This is a genomic window from Nocardioides sp. CFH 31398 (genome assembly GCF_022436705.1).
Lineage (GTDB): Bacteria > Actinomycetota > Actinomycetes > Propionibacteriales > Nocardioidaceae > Nocardioides.
This window is the reverse complement of the sequence record NZ_JAKUHT010000001.1, coordinates 323,495-338,278: the sequence shown is the minus strand read 5'-3', so window position 1 is coordinate 338,278 and position 14,784 is coordinate 323,495. Positions and strand designations below refer to the sequence as shown.

Below are 14,784 nucleotides of genomic sequence, written 5' to 3'. Positions count from 1 at the left end.
GCCGCTGGGACACCGCCACGGACCGGGTCCGCGACGACGAACGGCCCGCCCCCGGTTGGGGGGCGGGCGGTCGTGCCTCGTGCGAGGAGCGGTCAGTCGGTCTCGTCGGCCGACGCCACGTCCTTGGTGCGGTTCGGGTCGACCTGGACGCCGGGGCCCATCGTGGTCGAGACCGTGATCTTCTTGATGTAGCGGCCCTTGGAGCTGGCGGGCTTGAGCCGCAGCACCTCCTCGAGGGCGGCGGCGTAGTTCTCGGCCAGCTGGGCCTGCGAGAACGACGCCTTGCCGATGATGAAGTGCAGGTTGGCGTGACGGTCCACGCGGAACTCGATCTTGCCGCCCTTGATGTCCGAGACGGCCTTGGCCACGTCCGGGGTCACGGTGCCGGTCTTCGGGTTCGGCATGAGGCCGCGGGGGCCGAGCACGCGGCCGAGACGACCGACCTTGCCCATCATGTCCGGGGTCGCGACGACGGCGTCGAAGTCGAGCCAGCCGCCGTTGACCTTCTCGATCATGTCGTCGCCGCCGACGTGGTCGGCGCCGGCCTCACGGGCGGCCTCGGCCTTCTCGGCGTTCGCGAACACGAGCACACGGGCGGTCTTGCCGGTGCCGTGCGGCAGGTTGACGGTGCCGCGGACCATCTGGTCGGCCTTGCGGGGGTCGACCCCGAGGCGCATGACGACGTCGACGGTCTCGTCGAACTTCTTCTTGCTCGTGTCCTTCGCGATGGTGATCGCGGAGTACGGGGAGTGGATCGCGTCGCGGTCGTAGGTCTCGACGGCGGCCCGGTAGGTCTTGCTGCGCTGCATGTGACGTCCCTCCTGGACGGGCGTGGTGCGTGAGCCAGCGCGTGGCTCTCCCACGGTTGTGCGGTGGTGTGGAGCGGGTGGGGCTGGGCGCCCCGGGATCACTCGGTGGTGACGCCCATGGAGCGGGCGGTGCCCTCGACGATCTTCATGGCGCCCTCGACGTCGTTCGCGTTGAGGTCGGGGAGCTTGGTCGTCGCGATCTCGCGGACCTGGTCCTTCGTCAGCTTGCCCACCTTGTCGGTGTGCGGCGTGCTCGAGCCCTTCGCGAGGCCGGCGGCCTTCTTGATGAGCTCCGCGGCCGGCGGGGTCTTCGTGACGAACGTGAACGAGCGGTCCTCGAAGATGGTGATCTCGACGGGGATCACGTTGCCGCGCATGGACTCCGTCTGGGCGTTGTACGCCTTGCAGAACTCCATGATGTTCACGCCGTGCGGACCGAGCGCGGTACCGACCGGCGGGGCCGGCGTCGCGGCACCGGCCTGGAGCTGCACCTTGACCAGCGCAGCGACCTTCTTCTTGCTAGGCATGTCGCCCTCTCTCTCGTGTGGTCATGACGGGGCGGGTGCCCCTGCCACAGGTTTCTGTCGTGCAGCTCCCATGGTGCCGGACGGGTCGTGCTGGGGCCGATTCGTGGACCGGGCTGACTCTCGTCCCACCCGGTCTCGAGACGCGCCACGCCCCCGCTCGCTTCGCAGCGCGGGTGCGTCGGCGCTCCTCGACCTCTTCGCCCGACTTCTCCTCGCAGGCTCGGAGAAGTCGCTCAGACTTTCTGAATCTGGTTGAAGCTCAGCTCGACCGGGGTCTCCCGGCCGAAGATCTCGACCAGCGCCTTCACGCGCTGCGACTCCGCGTTGATCTCGGTGATCGTCGCGTGGAGCGTGGCGAACGGGCCGTCGACGACCATGACCGAGTCCTGGACGTCGAAGTCGGCGACCTCGACGGCCGGCTTGCGCGCGGTCGTGGCGGAGCCACCGGAGGCGGCGCCGGACGACTGGCCCGCGGCGGCGGCCTCGGACTCGGCGGCGGCGATGACGGCGGGGGCGAGCATGTTCTCGACCTCGGTCATGCTCAGCGGCACCGGCTGGTGGCTGTGGCCCACGAAGCCCGTCACCGACGGGGTGTGGCGCACGGCGGCCCAGGACTCGTCGGTCAGGTCCATGCGGACCAGGACGTAGCCCGGGAGCACCGTGCGGCGGACCATCTTGCGCTGGCCGTTCTTGATCTCGGCGACCGTCTCGGTCGGCACGACGATCTCGTGGATCAGCTCCTCCATGTTGAGGGAGATGATCCGGTTCTCGAGGTTCGCCCGGACACGGTTCTCCATGCCGGAGTAGGTGTGGACGACGAACCAGTCACCCGGCTTCGCCCACAGCTCGCGGCGGAACGCCTCCAGCGGGTCCTCGGGGTCGGCGTCCTCGCCGGCCTCGTCGTCCGCGTCGTCGGAGTTACCGCTGACGGCGTCCTCGATCGTCTCCGTCTCGACGTCCTCGAGGGGCTCGACCGGCTCCACGATGGTGGTCGACTCGGCGCCGTCCGGGCTCTCGGGGTCGGTGATGACCTGGGCCTCGGTCTCGTCGACCTCGGTCGCTTCTGCGTCGTACTGCTCGGACACGCGTCTGGTTCCTCGGATCTCGTCTCGGGTGCGGGGCACGGCCCCGGTGGCGGTGGTGCTGGAGGCGGCTAGGAGCCGTCGCGCGCGAAGATCTCGAAGACCAGCTGCCCGAAGGCCAGGTCGAGGAGCGAGACCAGCGCGATCATGAACAGCACGAACACCATGACCACGATGAAGTAGGTGACCAGCTGCTGCTGGGTCGGCCACACCACCTTGCGGAGCTCGGCGACGACCTGCTTCAGGAAGGTGATCGGGTTGGTGCGCCGACCGCCGGGGCCGTCGCCACGCGAGTCGTCCCGGGAGCTGCGCACAGCGCTGCTGTCGGTCACGCCCGTCCCACCTTCCGCTTCGTCGTCGTCTCGCAGGGCACGAGGGACTTGAACCCCCAACCTTCGGTTTTGGAGACCGATGCTCTGCCAGTTGAGCTAGTGCCCTCCGGGTCCTGGGGGGTCACGGCGCGCACGCCGCAGCCCTGTCCCTCGGACACCAAAGCCTTACTCTACGGGGGCGCCCGGACCAAGTCGAACCGGCACCCGTGGCGGTGCGACGATGGCCCCGTGACCGCGCAGCAGACCGCCCTGACCGACCGCTCCCCCGCCGACCTCGCCGCGTTCGCCGAGGAGGCCCGCGCCGCGTACGACGCCCTCGCGGCCCAGGGGCTGTCCCTCGACCTGACGCGGGGCAAGCCCGCGCCGGAGCAGCTGGACCTCGCCGACGGGCTGATGGGCCTGCCGACGACCACCCACGACTCCGCCGGCACCGACGTGCGCAACTACGGCGGCCTGGCCGGGCTCGCGGACCTCCGCTCCATCTTCGCCGAGCTGCTCGGGGTGCCGACCGCACAGCTCGTGGCGTCCGGCAACTCCAGCCTCGTGCTCATGCGGGAGGTGCTCACCGACCTGTGGATCAAGGGCGGCCCGACCAGCGAGCGCCCGTGGGGCCGCGAGGAGAAGGTCCGCTTCCTGTGCCCCTCGCCCGGCTACGACCGCCACTTCACGCTGCTGGAGTGGTTCGGGATCGAGATGGTCGCGGTGCCGCAGACCGACGAGGGCCCGGACGTCGACGCCATCGAGCGCCTGGTCGCCGAGGACCCCACGGTCAAGGGCATGTGGGTGGTCCCGACCTACGCGAACCCGACCGGGACCGTGGTCTCCCAGCGGGTCGCCGACCGCCTCGGCGGCATGGCGACGGCCGCGCCGGACTTCACGATCCTGTGGGACAACGCCTACGCCCTGCACCACCTGACCGAGGACGAGGTCGCCAGCGCCGACCTGCTCTCCGCGGCCACCGCCGCCGGTCACGCCGAGCGGGTCGTCATGTTCGCCTCGACGTCGAAGATCAGCTGGGCCGGCGCCGGGGTGGGCTTCCTCGCGGGGTCCCCGACGACGGTGGAGTGGTACCTGCACCACCTCGGGAAGGGCGCGATCGGCCCGGACAAGGTGAACCACCTGCGCCACGCCCAGCTGTTCGGCGACGCCCAGGGCGTGCGCGACCACATGGCGAAGCACCGCGACCTCGTCGCGCCCAAGTTCGCCGAGGTCGACCGGGTCCTCGGGGAGCGTCTCGGCGGTCTCGGCGTCGCGGAGTGGACCCGCCCGCTCGGCGGCTACTTCGTCAGCGTCGACGTGCTGCCCGGCACCGCGAGCCGGGTCATCGCCCTGGCCAAGGACGCCGGGGTCGCCCTGACCCCGGCCGGCTCGGCGTTCCCCTACGGCCAGGACCCCGACGACACCAACATCCGCCTCGCGCCCACGTTCCCCTCCCTGCCGTCGGTCGTCGAGGCGATGGAGGCGTTCTGCACGTGCGTGCGCCTGGCCGCCGCCGAGAAGCTGGCGGGCTGAGCCGGGCGTGAGCGACAGCGCGCCGCGCCGCCGGCTCGACACCCTGCCGAAGGCCCACCTGCACCTGCACTTCACGGGGTCGATGCGGCACGGCACGCTGCTCGAGCTGGCGCGGCGCGACGGGATCCACCTGCCCGACTCGCTGGTCACCGACTGGCCGCCGCGCCTGTCGGCGGCCGACGAGAAGGGCTGGTTCCGCTTCCAGCGGCTCTACGACGTCGCACGGTCGGTGCTGCGCACCGCGGACGACGTCCGCCGGCTCGTCCGGGAGGCCGCCGAGGACGACGTCGCCGACGGCGGCCGGTGGCTGGAGATCCAGGTCGACCCCAGCGGGTACGCCGCCCGCTTCGGCGGGATCACCGCGTTCACCGACCTCGTCCTCGACGCCGCCGCGGAGGCCACGACGACGACCGGGCTGCCGGTCGCCGTCGTGATCGCGGCGAACCGGACCCGCCACCCCCTCGACGCCCGGACGCTCGCGCGCCTCGCCGCGTCGTACGCCGGACAGGGTGTCGTGGGCTTCGGCCTGTCGAACGACGAACGGCGCGGCTCGACCGCCGACTTCGCCCGGGCCTTCGCGATCGCCGAGCGCGCCGGACTCGCGCTGCTCCCGCACGGCGGAGAGCTCCTCGGGCCCGCCTCCGTGCGGACCTGCCTCGACGTGCTGCACGCCGACCGGCTCGGTCACGGGGTCAGGACGGTCGAGGACCCCGGGCTGCTCGAGCGCGTCGTGGCGTCCGGCGTCGCCCTGGAGGTCTGCCCGACCTCGAACGTGGCGCTGGGTGTCTACCCCGACCTCGGCACCGTGCCGCTGCCGCAGCTGCTCGAGGCCGGCGCCACCGTGGCGCTGGGGGCCGACGACCCGCTGCTGTTCGGCTCCCGGCTGGGCGCGCAGTACGCCACCATGCGCGCCGCGCACGACCTGGACGACGAGACCCTGGCCGAGCTCGGCCGCATGTCGATCCGTGCGGCGCGCATGCCGGACGCGCTGCGCGAGCAGCTGCTGGCCGACGTCGACGCGTGGCTGGCGCCGGGGCCCGCCCCGGAGGAGGTTTCGACCGCCGCGAGGGAGGCAGACTCCTCGTCATGACCGGAGCCGACCCCTCGGAGCGATGGCGCGAGCTCGACGCGCACCCCGCCGAGCCACCGGGGTCGGTCGAGCCGGCTGGTCCCGCGGGGCCGTCGCCCTACGAGACCTACCCGTGGGCCGCGGTGGGCGGCCAGCCGGTGGTTCCGGTGGCCCCGTACCCGGCGTACCCGCCGCCGTGGCCCGTCCCGGTGACCCACCCCTCGGCCGCGACCGCCCTGACCCTCGGCGTGATCGGGACGCTCGGAGGGATGGCCTGCGGGCTCCCGCTCCTGCTGTCCCCCGCCGCGGTGGCGCTGGCGCGGCGCGCGCGGCGCGAGATCGACGCGTCGCAGGGGGCCCTGACCGGCCGCTCGACGGCGACCGCGGGGCTGGTCCTCGGGAGCGTCGGCTGCGTGCTGCTCGCCGTCCTGGCCCTGATCGTCGTCGTCGCGGTCGCCGGGTGACCGGGACCCGTCGGGCCCCGACCCCGGAGGTCGACCCGTGAGCGAGCAGCACCTGGGGCCGGACGAGCGGCCCACCGCGGCCGTCAGCTCGGGCCCGTCGCCGTACGCGCAGGCCCCGGACGCCCAGCCGCAGCTCGCGCCGCCCCGGGTGGCGCCCGGACACGCCGCCGTCCCACCGAAGCACCCGTCGGCCGGCACGTCGCTCGCGCTCGGGTTCGTCGCCGTCCTCGGTGGGGTCGTCCTCCTGCTGCCGCTGCTGGTCGCGCCGTGGGCGTGGCTGACCGGCGCACGGGTCGTGCGGGAGATCGACGCGTCGGGCGGCCGCCTGGGCGGCCGGAGCGAGGCCGTGGCCGGGCAGGTCCTCGGCATCATCGGGACCGTGCTGCTGGTTCCCGCGGTGCTCCTGGCGGCGTTCTACCTCTACTTCTTCCTCGCGCTCGTCGGCTTCGTCGTCGCCCTGCTCACCGGGTCCGGTTGAGCGCGGCCGTCGCGGGGGATGATGGGTCCATGAGCGACCAGCACCCGCCGTCCGACGACCGGCCGAACCTGTCCAAGCCGGGCGACCAGGGCTCGCCGTACGGGCAGGACCCGTACGGCCAGCAGAACCCGTACGGCCAGCCGAACCCCTACGGCCAGCCGAACCCCTATGGCCAGCAGAGCCCCTACGGACAGCAGAGCCCGTACGGACAGCCGGGCTACGGCCAGCCGTCGCCGTACGGCCAGCCGGGTCACGGGGCGCAGGCGTACGGCTACGGGCTCCCGCCCAAGCACCCGTCGGCGACGACCGCCCTCGTGCTGAGCATCATCGGTCTCGGCGGATTCCTCTTCTGCGTCGTGACCGTGCTGGTCTCGCCGTTCGCCATGGTGATGGGCTCGCGTGCGGTCAAGGAGATCGACGCCGACCCGGGTCGGTACTCCGGACGCGGCGAGGCGCAGGCCGCCTACGTCATGGGCATCATCGGCACGGTGCTGCTGGGCCTGGTCCTGATCGGCGTCGTCTTCTTCGTGCTCCTGATCGTCGGCGCGGTCAACGCCTAGACCCGCCGGGACCCCCGCCTAGAGGGTGCAGCCGACGAGCACCGGCTCGTTGACCAGCCGCACGCCGTACGCCGCCTCGACGCCGTCGCGGACCTCCCGGGCCAGCGCCAGCAGCTCCTCCGCCGTGGCGCCGCCACGGTTGGTGAGCGCGAGCGTGTGCTTGGTCGACAGCCCGACCGTGGCGCCGGGGCGCTCGAGCCCGTGGCCGCGGTCGAACCCGGCGTGCTGGATCAGCCAGGCCGCGGAGGTCTTCACCCCGCCGCCCTCGACGGGCCAGCGGGGCGCGTCCTCCGGCAGGGCCGCTGCGGCGTCGTCGTCCAGGACGGGGTTGGTGAAGAACGACCCGGCGCTCCAGGTGTCGGGGTCGGCGTCGTCGAGGACCATCCCCTTGCCGCGGCGCAGACCGAGCACGGCGTCGCGGACGGCGGCCAGGGGCGCCCGACCGCCCTCCTCCACGCCGAGGGCGCGGGCCAGCTCGGCGTACCGCACGGGTGCGCCGAGGTCGCCGCGGCGCAGCTGGAAGGTCACCTCGAGCACGACCCAGCGGCCGGGCTCGCGCTTGAAGCGGCTGTCGCGGTAGCCGAAGCCGCAGTCGGCCGCGGGCAGGGTGCGGCGACGGCGCTCGCGACGGTCCCAGGTCAGGACGCTCCAGATCGTCTGGGCGACCTCCTGCCCGTAGGCGCCGACGTTCTGCACGGGCGTGGCGCCGACGGAGCCGGGGATGCCCGACAGGGCCTCGACGCCGACCCACCCGGAGGCGACGGCGCGGGCGCAGAAGGCGTCCCAGTCCTCCCCCGCCGCGACGGTGACGAGCTCGCCCCCGCAGGCGGGGTCGGTGGACGGCGCACCCGTGGGGTCGGTGTCGGTGCGGACGCCACGGGTGGCGACCTCGACCACCACCCCGTCGACACCGTCGTCGGCGACCACGAGGTTGCTGCCACCGCCGAGCACGAGCACCGGCTCGCCGCCCTCGTCGGCGCCGGCGACGGCCTCCACGAGGGCGTCCGTCGTCGTCGCGGTCACCCAGCGGCGCGCGGGGCCGCCGAGGCGCAGGGTGGTGCGGTCCGCGAGCCGGGGCTCAGGCACGCACGACCGCCCGGGGGTTGCCCAGGACCTTCTGCTCCCCGCAGGTGACGACGAGCGCCAGCGTGGTGAGCCCGTCCTCGACGCCCTTCACGGTGCCGGCGACGACGAGCTCGACCCCGTCGTCGTCGTCCGGCACCGCGACGGGAGCGGTGAACTTGGCGGCCAGCTCGACGACCTCGGCGCCGCCGGTCCACTCGGTCACCGCGCGGCCGACCAGACCGAGCGTCAGCATGCCGTGGGCGATGACCCCGTCCAGGCCCACGGCGGTCGCGACCCGGTCGGACCAGTGGATCGAGTTGAAGTCACCGCTCGCGCCGGCGTACCGGACGAGGTCGGCGCGGGTGAGGGTGAAGGTCCGGGGGGAGAGCTCGTCGCCGGTGTTCACTGCTCGCCTCCACGGTGGATGAGGGTGGCCGTCGCGACCAGCACGCGCTCGCCGTCGGCGTCGGTGATCTCGCTGGAGGTGCCGATGATGTCCATGCCGCGCACGGTGCGCGCCGAGGCGACCTCGAGCGTCGCGACGAGGCGGTCGCCGATGCGCACCGGGCGGGCGTAGCGGAAGCCCTGGTCGCCGTGCACGATGCGCGACAGCTCGATCCCCTCGGCCTCGAGGAACGCGTTCATGGCGTCGAAGGCCAGGACGATCGGGAACGTCGGCGGGATGGCCGGGGCGTCGCGGTCGGCGTTCTCGCCGTCGCCGCCGGTCGCGGCGCTGAACTCGCGGACCTTCACCGCGGTCACCTCGTACGGCGGGGTCGGGGGGTAGCTGCGACCGACGAGGTCGTCCGTGAGGGCCATGCTCGCCAACCTATCCGGGGTGCGGTCCGAGATGCGACGAGGCGACCGCCCCGATGGGGCGGCCGCCTCGTGCGGTGTCTGTCGTGCGCTGTGCCGTCGCGGCGTCAGCGCGTCTCGCGGTGCGCGGTGTGCGTGCGGCAACGCGGGCAGAACTTCTTCATCTCCAAGCGGTCCGGGTCGTTGCGCCGGTTCTTCTTGGTGATGTAGTTCCGCTCCTTGCACTCCACGCAGGCGAGGGTGATCTTGGGGCGGACGTCGGAGCTCTTGCTGGCCACGTGAGTGTCCTCTTGGTCGGAACTGGATCGGTGGTGGTGCGTGGGTGGTAGCGGAGGCGGGACTCGAACCCGCGACACCACGATTATGAGTCGTGTGCTCTAACCACCTGAGCTACCCCGCCATGGGCATGTGGATCGACCGTCGTCGACGGCTCCCACCCAGAGCCCCTTTACGGAATCGAACCGTAGACCTTCTCCTTACCATGGAGACGCTCTGCCGACTGAGCTAAAGGGGCAACGCGGAAGAACGATACACAGGGGTCCGAGGGGCTGCGAAATCGGCCCCGACCTCGCGCCTCCGCTCCCACGGGGAGGCCTTCAGGACGGCGCGGTGGGCCATCCGACGGCTTCCTCCAGCTCGTAGGCGAGCTCGAGCAGGAGGGCCTCCCGACCCGCGCCCGCGCTGAGCATCATCCCGACCGGGAGCCCCTCCGCGGTGCGCGCGAGGGGCAGCGAGACGGCCGGGTCACCCGTGGCGTTCTGAAGCGGCGTGAAGCCCACCCAGGCCAGCAGCCGCTCGAGCACCAGCGCGCCGTCCTGGGTCGGGTCGAGGTGCCCGAGGTGCGGCGTCGGGTGCGCGAGGGTCGGCGTCAGCACGACGTCGTAGTTCGCGTAGAAGCGGGCGCTGCGCCGCCGCGAGGCCCGGAGCCGGGCGATCGCCAGCGGCAGGCGGGGCAGGCGCCGCCGGGCCTGACGGGCGAGGTGGTGGGTCAGCGCGTCGAGACGGTCGGGGTCCCAGGACGGGCCGTGGACCCGCGGTCCACGACCGATCGAGGCGAGGGCGAGGAACGCCCAGTAGGTGAGGAAGTCGTCGACGAAGCTCCCGGGCACGGGCGCCTCGGCGGGCTCGACGTGGTGGCCGAGGCGCTCGAGGGTCGCGGCGGTCTCGTGGGTGAGGCGGACGACGTCGTCGTCGACCGGCCCGGCGGGGCTCTGCGTGACCAGGGCGACGCGCAACCGGGCCTCGCCGGGACGGGTGATGTCGCCGACCGGGGGCAGGCTGAGGTCGCGGTAGACCTTCTCGGCCTCGCGGTAGAAGGCCGCGGTGTCGCGGACGGTGCGGGTCAGGACGCCGTCGTGGACGATGCGCACCGGCATCTCGCGCAGCCCCTTGTCCTGCGCGAGCCGGCCTCGGGTGGGCTTCAGGCCGACGAGGCCGCAGCAGGAGGCGGGGATCCGGATGGACCCGCCACCGTCGTTGGCGTGGGCCATCGGCACGGCCCCGGTCGCGACCATGACGGCGGACCCGGCGGACGACGCCCCCGCGGTGCGGGTGGGGTCCCAGGGGTTGCGGACCGGACCGAGCCGTGGGTGCTCGGCGGAGGCCGAGAAGCCGAGCTCGCTGAGCTGGGTCTTGCCGAGCGGCAGCAGGCCGGTCGCCCGGGCCATGCGGGCGTGGTCGCCGTCGCGACGGGCGGGGACCGGGTCCCAGGCGTCGGTGCCCTCCATGGTGGGGCTGCCCGCGAGGGCGGCGTTGTCCTTGACCCAGAACGGGACGCCGGCGAAGAACCCGCCGGCGGGGTCGCGCGCCAGGCGCCGCGCCTCGTCGTACGCCGGGTGGGCGATGCCGCCGAGCCGGGCGGCGGCGTCCTCGCTGCGGGCGATGGCGGCCTCGACGACCTCGGGGACCGAGACGCGACCTGCGGCGATCTCCCCGGCGAGCCCGACGGCGTCGTGGGCGCCGAGGGCGTCGTCGCGGCCGGCGTGCACCACGGGGGCGGGGTCGTTCACCCGCCGTACGCTGCCACGCCGCGGCGGTGGCAGCCGGTCAGGTGGGTGTCCACCACGCCGAGGGCCTCCATCAGCGCGTGCATGGTGGTGGGGCCGACGAAGCGGAAGCCGCGCTTCTTGAGCGCCTTGCTGAGCGCGAGCGACTCCTCGGAGGTGGTCGGCACCTCGTCCTGCCGGCGGGGGGCGGGCTGCCGCTCGGGCGGAGGTCGGTGCTGCTCCACGAGGGCCTCGAGCCCGCCGTCGGCGCGGAGGTCGACGGCCGCGCGGGCGTTGGTGAGGGTGGCCTCGATCTTCGCGCGGTTGCGGACGATGCCCGCGTCGGCGAGCAGCCGCTCCGTCTCGGGCTCGCCCCAGGTCGCGATCGCGTCGACGTCGAAGCCGGCGAACGCGGCACGGAAGGCGGGCCGCTTGCGCAGGATGATCGCCCACGACAGTCCGGACTGGAACGCCTCGAGCGTCAGGCGCTCGAAGAGCGCCGACTCCCCGCGGACCGGCACGCCCCACTCGGTGTCGTGGTAGTCGCGCATCTCCCCCGGCGTCGCCGCCCACAGGCACCGCGCGACGCCGTCCTCCCCCACCACGGCCTCCACGGACCCATCATCGCCGACGCACGGCGGTCGACCCTAGGAGCGGGTCCTCAGGCGGGCGTTGGGGAGCTCGGGGGCGGGCAGGGGTGCGAGGGGCTCGTCGGCGACGACGCCGAAGCGGCCGTCGTGCTGGGTGCCGTCGACGAGCTGGGACTGCCACGCCTCGCGGTAGGCGACGACCTCGTCGTGGGTGCGGCCGACGAAGTTCCACCACATGACGATCTCCTCGCCGAAGGGCGGGCCGCCGAGCAGCAGGAGGCGCACCGGCTCGTCGCCCGCCACGAGCTCCACCTCCGAGCGGCCCGGCGCGAGGTAGCCGAGGTCGTTGGCCGCCAGGGTGGTCCCGGCCGCGGTCACGGCACCGGTGTCGACCAGCACGCCGTGCTCGTACGACGCGTCGACGTCCACGGTCGCGCGGGTCCCGGGCTCGAGCAGCACCTCCGCCCCGAGCAGCGGGGTGTGGGTCTCGACGGGCGACGTCTCCCCCAGCAGCGAGCCGAGGAACACGCGCGCGGTGAGACCGTCGCGGACGACGGGGTCCGGCGCGTGGTGGGCGAAGCCGGGGGCGACGTCGCGGGCGGCGTCCGGCAGCGCCAGCCACAGCTGCACGCCGTGCAGCGTGGAGGTCCGGTCCGTCGAGACCTCCGAGTGGCTGATCCCGTGCCCGGCGGTCATGAGGTTGAGCTCGCCGGGGACGACGAGCGCGGCGTTGCCGGCCGAGTCCCGGTGCTGGATCTCACCGGTGAACAGCCACGAGACCGTCGACAGCCCGGTGTGCGGGTGCGGGGCCACGACCATCCCGCCGGTGTCGGTGACGTCGTCCGGTCCGTAGTGGTCGACGAAGCACCACGCGCCGATCAGCGACCGCGACCGCTGCGGCAGCGTGCGGCGCACCCGCATCGCGCGAGGCCCCCCGAGGGGGACCTCGCGCGGTGTCAGGACCTCCAGGTCGCCCGCCGCCGCGGCGCAGACCACCTCGTCGGGGCGCGTGTCGAGGTTGCTCATCGCGACAGTGTCCCCGGTGGTGTCAGCTCAGCTGCTCGGGCTCGACGAACGACTTCTGGTCGTCGCTGGCGACGGTGCCGTCGGCGTTCACCAGGCCGTAGCCGGTGAGGTAGGCCGACTCGCCGCCCTCGACGGGCCGCTCGTCGGTCGGCACGAGCCGCACGATGACCGCCTTCGAGGTCGGGCAGTTGCTCTTCAGCGCCTTCGAGTCCAGCGGGATCAGCGGGTTCGTCTCCGGGTAGTACGCCGCCGCACAGCCCCGGGGCTGGTCGTAGGCCACGACCCGGAACAGCGGGGCCTTGCGGTAGCAGGTCTCCGCCGAGGGGTCGTCCGGGTCGGTCCACTCGCTGACCAGGTCGACGTACTGGTCCTCCGCCAGGCCCAGGGACGCGATGTCGTCGGGGTGGACGAAGACCACCCGGCGTCCGTGGTGGATGCCGCGGTAGCGGTCGTCCAGACCGTAGATGGTGGTGTTGAACTGGTCGTGGCTGCGCAGCGTCTGCATCAGCAGCCGCCCCTGGGGCACGTGGAGCATGTCGGTCTCGTTGGCCACGATGACCGCCTTGCCCTCCTTCGTCGGGAACTCACGGGTGTCGCGCGGCGAGTGGGGCAGCGTGAAGCCGCCGGGCTGGTCCACCTTCTCGGCGTACGCCGCGGCGCCGGGCACGACGCGGGAGATGCGGTGGCGGATGTTCGTGTAGTCGGAGCGGAACTCGTCCCACGGGATGCCGTGGCGACCCTTCAGCGTCGCCTCCGCCATCGAGCACACGATGTCGACCTCGCTGCGCAGGTGCGGCGAGGCCGGCTTCAGCGGGCCCTTCGAGGCGTGGACCGCGGACATCGAGTCCTCGACGGTGACGCGCTGCTCGGTGCCGCCGGTGTGGTCCTTCTCGGAGCGGCCGAGCACCGGGAGGATGAGGGCCGTCCTGCCGTGGGTGACGTGGGACCGGTTGAGCTTGGTCGACACGTGCACGGTCAGGGACGCCTTCGCCATCGCGGCCTCGACGACCTCGGTGTCGGGGACGGCGGACACGAAGTTGCCGCCCATCGCGAAGAACGTCTTGGCCCGGCCGTCGCGCAGCGCGCCGATGGCGGCGACGACGTCCAGCCCGTGCTCACGGGGCGGCTCGAAGCCGAACTCGTCGCGGATGGCGTCGAGGAAGTGGTCCGGGGAGCGCTCCCAGATGCCCATCGTGCGGTCGCCCTGCACGTTGGAGTGACCCCGCACGGGGCACAGGCCGGCGCCGGGCTTGCCGATGTCGCCGCGGATCAGCGCGACGTTGGTGATCTCCTTGATGGTCGCCACCGCGTTGCGGTGCTGGGTCACGCCCATCGCCCAGCAGTGCACGGTCGCCGAGGAGTCGGCAATCATCCGCGCGGCCTGCTCGATCAGGCCGCGCTCGAGGCCGGTGGCGCGCTCGACGGCGTCCCAGTCGAGGGCGCGGGCGTTCGCGGCCCACTCCTCGAAGCCGACGGTGTGCTGCTCGACGAACTCGTGGTCGATGGCGTCCCACTCGAGCAGCAGCGCGCCGATGGCCTGGTAGAGCGCCAGGTCGCCGTTCACGCGGACCGGCAGGTGCAGGTCGGAGATGCCCGTGCCGCCGCCGATGACGCCCTTGACGCTCTGGGGGTTCTTGAACCGCACCAGCCCGGCTTCCTCGAGCGGGTTGATGTCGATGATCCTCGCGCCGTTCTTCTTCGCGATCTCGAGCGCGGAGAGCATGCGCGGGTGGTTCGTGCCGGGGTTCTGACCCGCGATCACGATGAGGTCGGCCTTGTGGATGTCGGTGAGGTGGACCGAGCCCTTGCCGATGCCGATGGACTCCGCGAGGGCGACGGACGTCGACTCGTGGCACATGTTGGAGCAGTCGGGCAGGTTGTTCGTGCCGAAGGCGCGGACGAACAGCTGGTAGGCGAAGGCGGCCTCGTTGGAGGTCTTGCCGGAGGTGTAGAAGATCGCCTCGTCGGGGCTGTCCAGCGCGTTGAGCTCGTCGGCGATCAGCCCGAAGGCCTCGTCCCAGCTGATCGGCTCGTAGTGGCTGCGGCCCTCGCGGTAGACCATCGGCTGGGTGATGCGGCCCTGCTGGCCGAGCCAGTAGTCGCTGCGCTCCTTGAGCGAGGCCATCGAGTGCTCGGCGAAGAACTCGGGGCCAACCCGGCGGACGGTCGCCTCCTCGGCGACGGCCTTCGCGCCGTTCTCGCAGAACTCCGCGGGGTGGCGGTGGCCCGGGGCGGGGTCGGGCCAGGCGCAGCCCTGGCAGTCGAATCCGCCGACCTGGTTGAGCTTGAGGAGGGTGCGGGCCGTGCGGGTGACGCCCATCTGCTCCCAGGCGAGCTTCATCGAGACGGCGACGGCCTTGACCCCGGCCGCGCTGCGACTGGGGCTCCCGACCTTCAGCTCGGTCTCGTCGACGTCCTGGGCCGGTGCGCGTCTCGCCATTCCCTCATCCTCCCCTAGGTGACAACCAA

Annotated in this window: 17 protein-coding genes and 3 tRNA genes; 5 read left to right on the top strand and 15 right to left on the bottom strand. The window is 72.8% G+C overall.

From position 1 onward, the window contains the following. Positions 1–92: 92 nt before the first annotated feature. From rplA to MJ876_RS01675, 5 genes are all read right to left on the bottom strand, one after another. Positions 93–809: a 50S ribosomal protein L1 gene (gene rplA / locus MJ876_RS01695; RefSeq protein WP_240234310.1), complete on the bottom strand. Its 717-nt coding sequence runs from the start codon at positions 807–809 to the stop codon at positions 93–95. Positions 810–907: 98 nt separating this feature from the next. Then, positions 908–1,336: a 50S ribosomal protein L11 gene (gene rplK, locus MJ876_RS01690; RefSeq protein WP_240234309.1), complete on the bottom strand. Its 429-nt coding sequence runs from the start codon at positions 1,334–1,336 to the stop codon at positions 908–910. 233 nt (positions 1,337–1,569) lie between these two features. Continuing rightward, entirely contained in the window at positions 1,570–2,421 is an 852-nt protein-coding gene (gene nusG, locus MJ876_RS01685; protein WP_240234308.1) for a transcription termination/antitermination protein NusG, read from the bottom strand. A 68-nt stretch (positions 2,422–2,489) separates the two neighbouring features. Further along, positions 2,490–2,750, bottom strand: a complete 261-nt coding sequence (secE, locus tag MJ876_RS01680) for a preprotein translocase subunit SecE (protein ID WP_240234307.1) — start codon at positions 2,748–2,750, stop codon at positions 2,490–2,492. 33 nt (positions 2,751–2,783) lie between these two features. Next, a tRNA-Trp gene (locus MJ876_RS01675) sits at positions 2,784–2,856 on the bottom strand. A gap of 122 nt (positions 2,857–2,978) precedes the next feature. Here MJ876_RS01675 and MJ876_RS01670 point away from each other — a divergent pair. The 5 genes from MJ876_RS01670 to MJ876_RS01650 are packed head-to-tail and all read left to right on the top strand — an operon-like array spanning position 2,979 to position 6,833. After that, entirely contained in the window at positions 2,979–4,262 is a 1,284-nt protein-coding gene (locus tag MJ876_RS01670; RefSeq protein ID WP_240234306.1) for an aminotransferase class I/II-fold pyridoxal phosphate-dependent enzyme, read from the top strand. Positions 4,263–4,269: 7 nt separating this feature from the next. Then, positions 4,270–5,352: an adenosine deaminase gene (locus MJ876_RS01665; RefSeq protein ID WP_240234305.1), complete on the top strand. Its 1,083-nt coding sequence runs from the start codon at positions 4,270–4,272 to the stop codon at positions 5,350–5,352. Further along, a complete protein-coding gene (locus MJ876_RS01660; RefSeq protein ID WP_240234304.1) occupies positions 5,349–5,795 on the top strand; it encodes a hypothetical protein in 447 nt (148 codons plus the stop codon). The genes MJ876_RS01665 and MJ876_RS01660 overlap by 4 nt, the downstream gene beginning before the upstream one ends. Before the next feature lie 37 nt (positions 5,796–5,832). Next, positions 5,833–6,273, top strand: coding sequence for a hypothetical protein (locus MJ876_RS01655; protein WP_240234303.1), 441 nt, complete (start codon positions 5,833–5,835; stop codon positions 6,271–6,273). Between the two features lie 29 nt (positions 6,274–6,302). Beyond that, positions 6,303–6,833, top strand: a complete 531-nt coding sequence (locus MJ876_RS01650) for a DUF4190 domain-containing protein (protein ID WP_240234302.1) — start codon at positions 6,303–6,305, stop codon at positions 6,831–6,833. A gap of 18 nt (positions 6,834–6,851) precedes the next feature. Here the strand turns inward: MJ876_RS01650 and MJ876_RS01645 are convergent, their stop codons facing one another. The 10 genes from MJ876_RS01645 to MJ876_RS01600 form a co-directional block, all read right to left on the bottom strand. Further along, positions 6,852–7,919: a UDP-N-acetylmuramate dehydrogenase gene (locus tag MJ876_RS01645; RefSeq protein ID WP_240234301.1), complete on the bottom strand. Its 1,068-nt coding sequence runs from the start codon at positions 7,917–7,919 to the stop codon at positions 6,852–6,854. Then, positions 7,912–8,304, bottom strand: coding sequence for a MaoC/PaaZ C-terminal domain-containing protein (locus tag MJ876_RS01640; RefSeq protein ID WP_240234300.1), 393 nt, complete (start codon positions 8,302–8,304; stop codon positions 7,912–7,914). The genes MJ876_RS01645 and MJ876_RS01640 overlap by 8 nt, the downstream gene beginning before the upstream one ends. Further along, positions 8,301–8,717: a MaoC family dehydratase N-terminal domain-containing protein gene (locus MJ876_RS01635; protein ID WP_240234299.1), complete on the bottom strand. Its 417-nt coding sequence runs from the start codon at positions 8,715–8,717 to the stop codon at positions 8,301–8,303. The genes MJ876_RS01640 and MJ876_RS01635 overlap by 4 nt, the downstream gene beginning before the upstream one ends. 104 nt (positions 8,718–8,821) lie before the next feature. Beyond that, positions 8,822–8,992 (bottom strand): 50S ribosomal protein L33, encoded by a 171-nt coding sequence (gene rpmG / locus MJ876_RS01630; RefSeq protein ID WP_221024354.1) that lies wholly within the window; start codon positions 8,990–8,992, stop codon positions 8,822–8,824. Between the two features lie 45 nt (positions 8,993–9,037). Further along, positions 9,038–9,114: transfer RNA gene (locus MJ876_RS01625), tRNA-Met, on the bottom strand. A gap of 41 nt (positions 9,115–9,155) precedes the next feature. After that, positions 9,156–9,228: transfer RNA gene (locus MJ876_RS01620), tRNA-Thr, on the bottom strand. Between the two features lie 82 nt (positions 9,229–9,310). Further along, positions 9,311–10,723, bottom strand: coding sequence for an amidase (locus tag MJ876_RS01615; RefSeq protein WP_240234298.1), 1,413 nt, complete (start codon positions 10,721–10,723; stop codon positions 9,311–9,313). Beyond that, positions 10,720–11,313 (bottom strand): DNA-3-methyladenine glycosylase I, encoded by a 594-nt coding sequence (locus tag MJ876_RS01610; protein WP_240234297.1) that lies wholly within the window; start codon positions 11,311–11,313, stop codon positions 10,720–10,722. Before MJ876_RS01610 ends, MJ876_RS01615 begins: the two co-directional genes overlap by 4 nt. A 33-nt stretch (positions 11,314–11,346) precedes the next feature. After that, entirely contained in the window at positions 11,347–12,315 is a 969-nt protein-coding gene (locus MJ876_RS01605) for a pirin family protein (protein ID WP_240234296.1), read from the bottom strand. 22 nt (positions 12,316–12,337) lie between these two features. Continuing rightward, positions 12,338–14,755 (bottom strand): FdhF/YdeP family oxidoreductase, encoded by a 2,418-nt coding sequence (locus MJ876_RS01600; RefSeq protein WP_240234295.1) that lies wholly within the window; start codon positions 14,753–14,755, stop codon positions 12,338–12,340. Between the last annotated feature and the right edge of the window lie 29 nt (positions 14,756–14,784).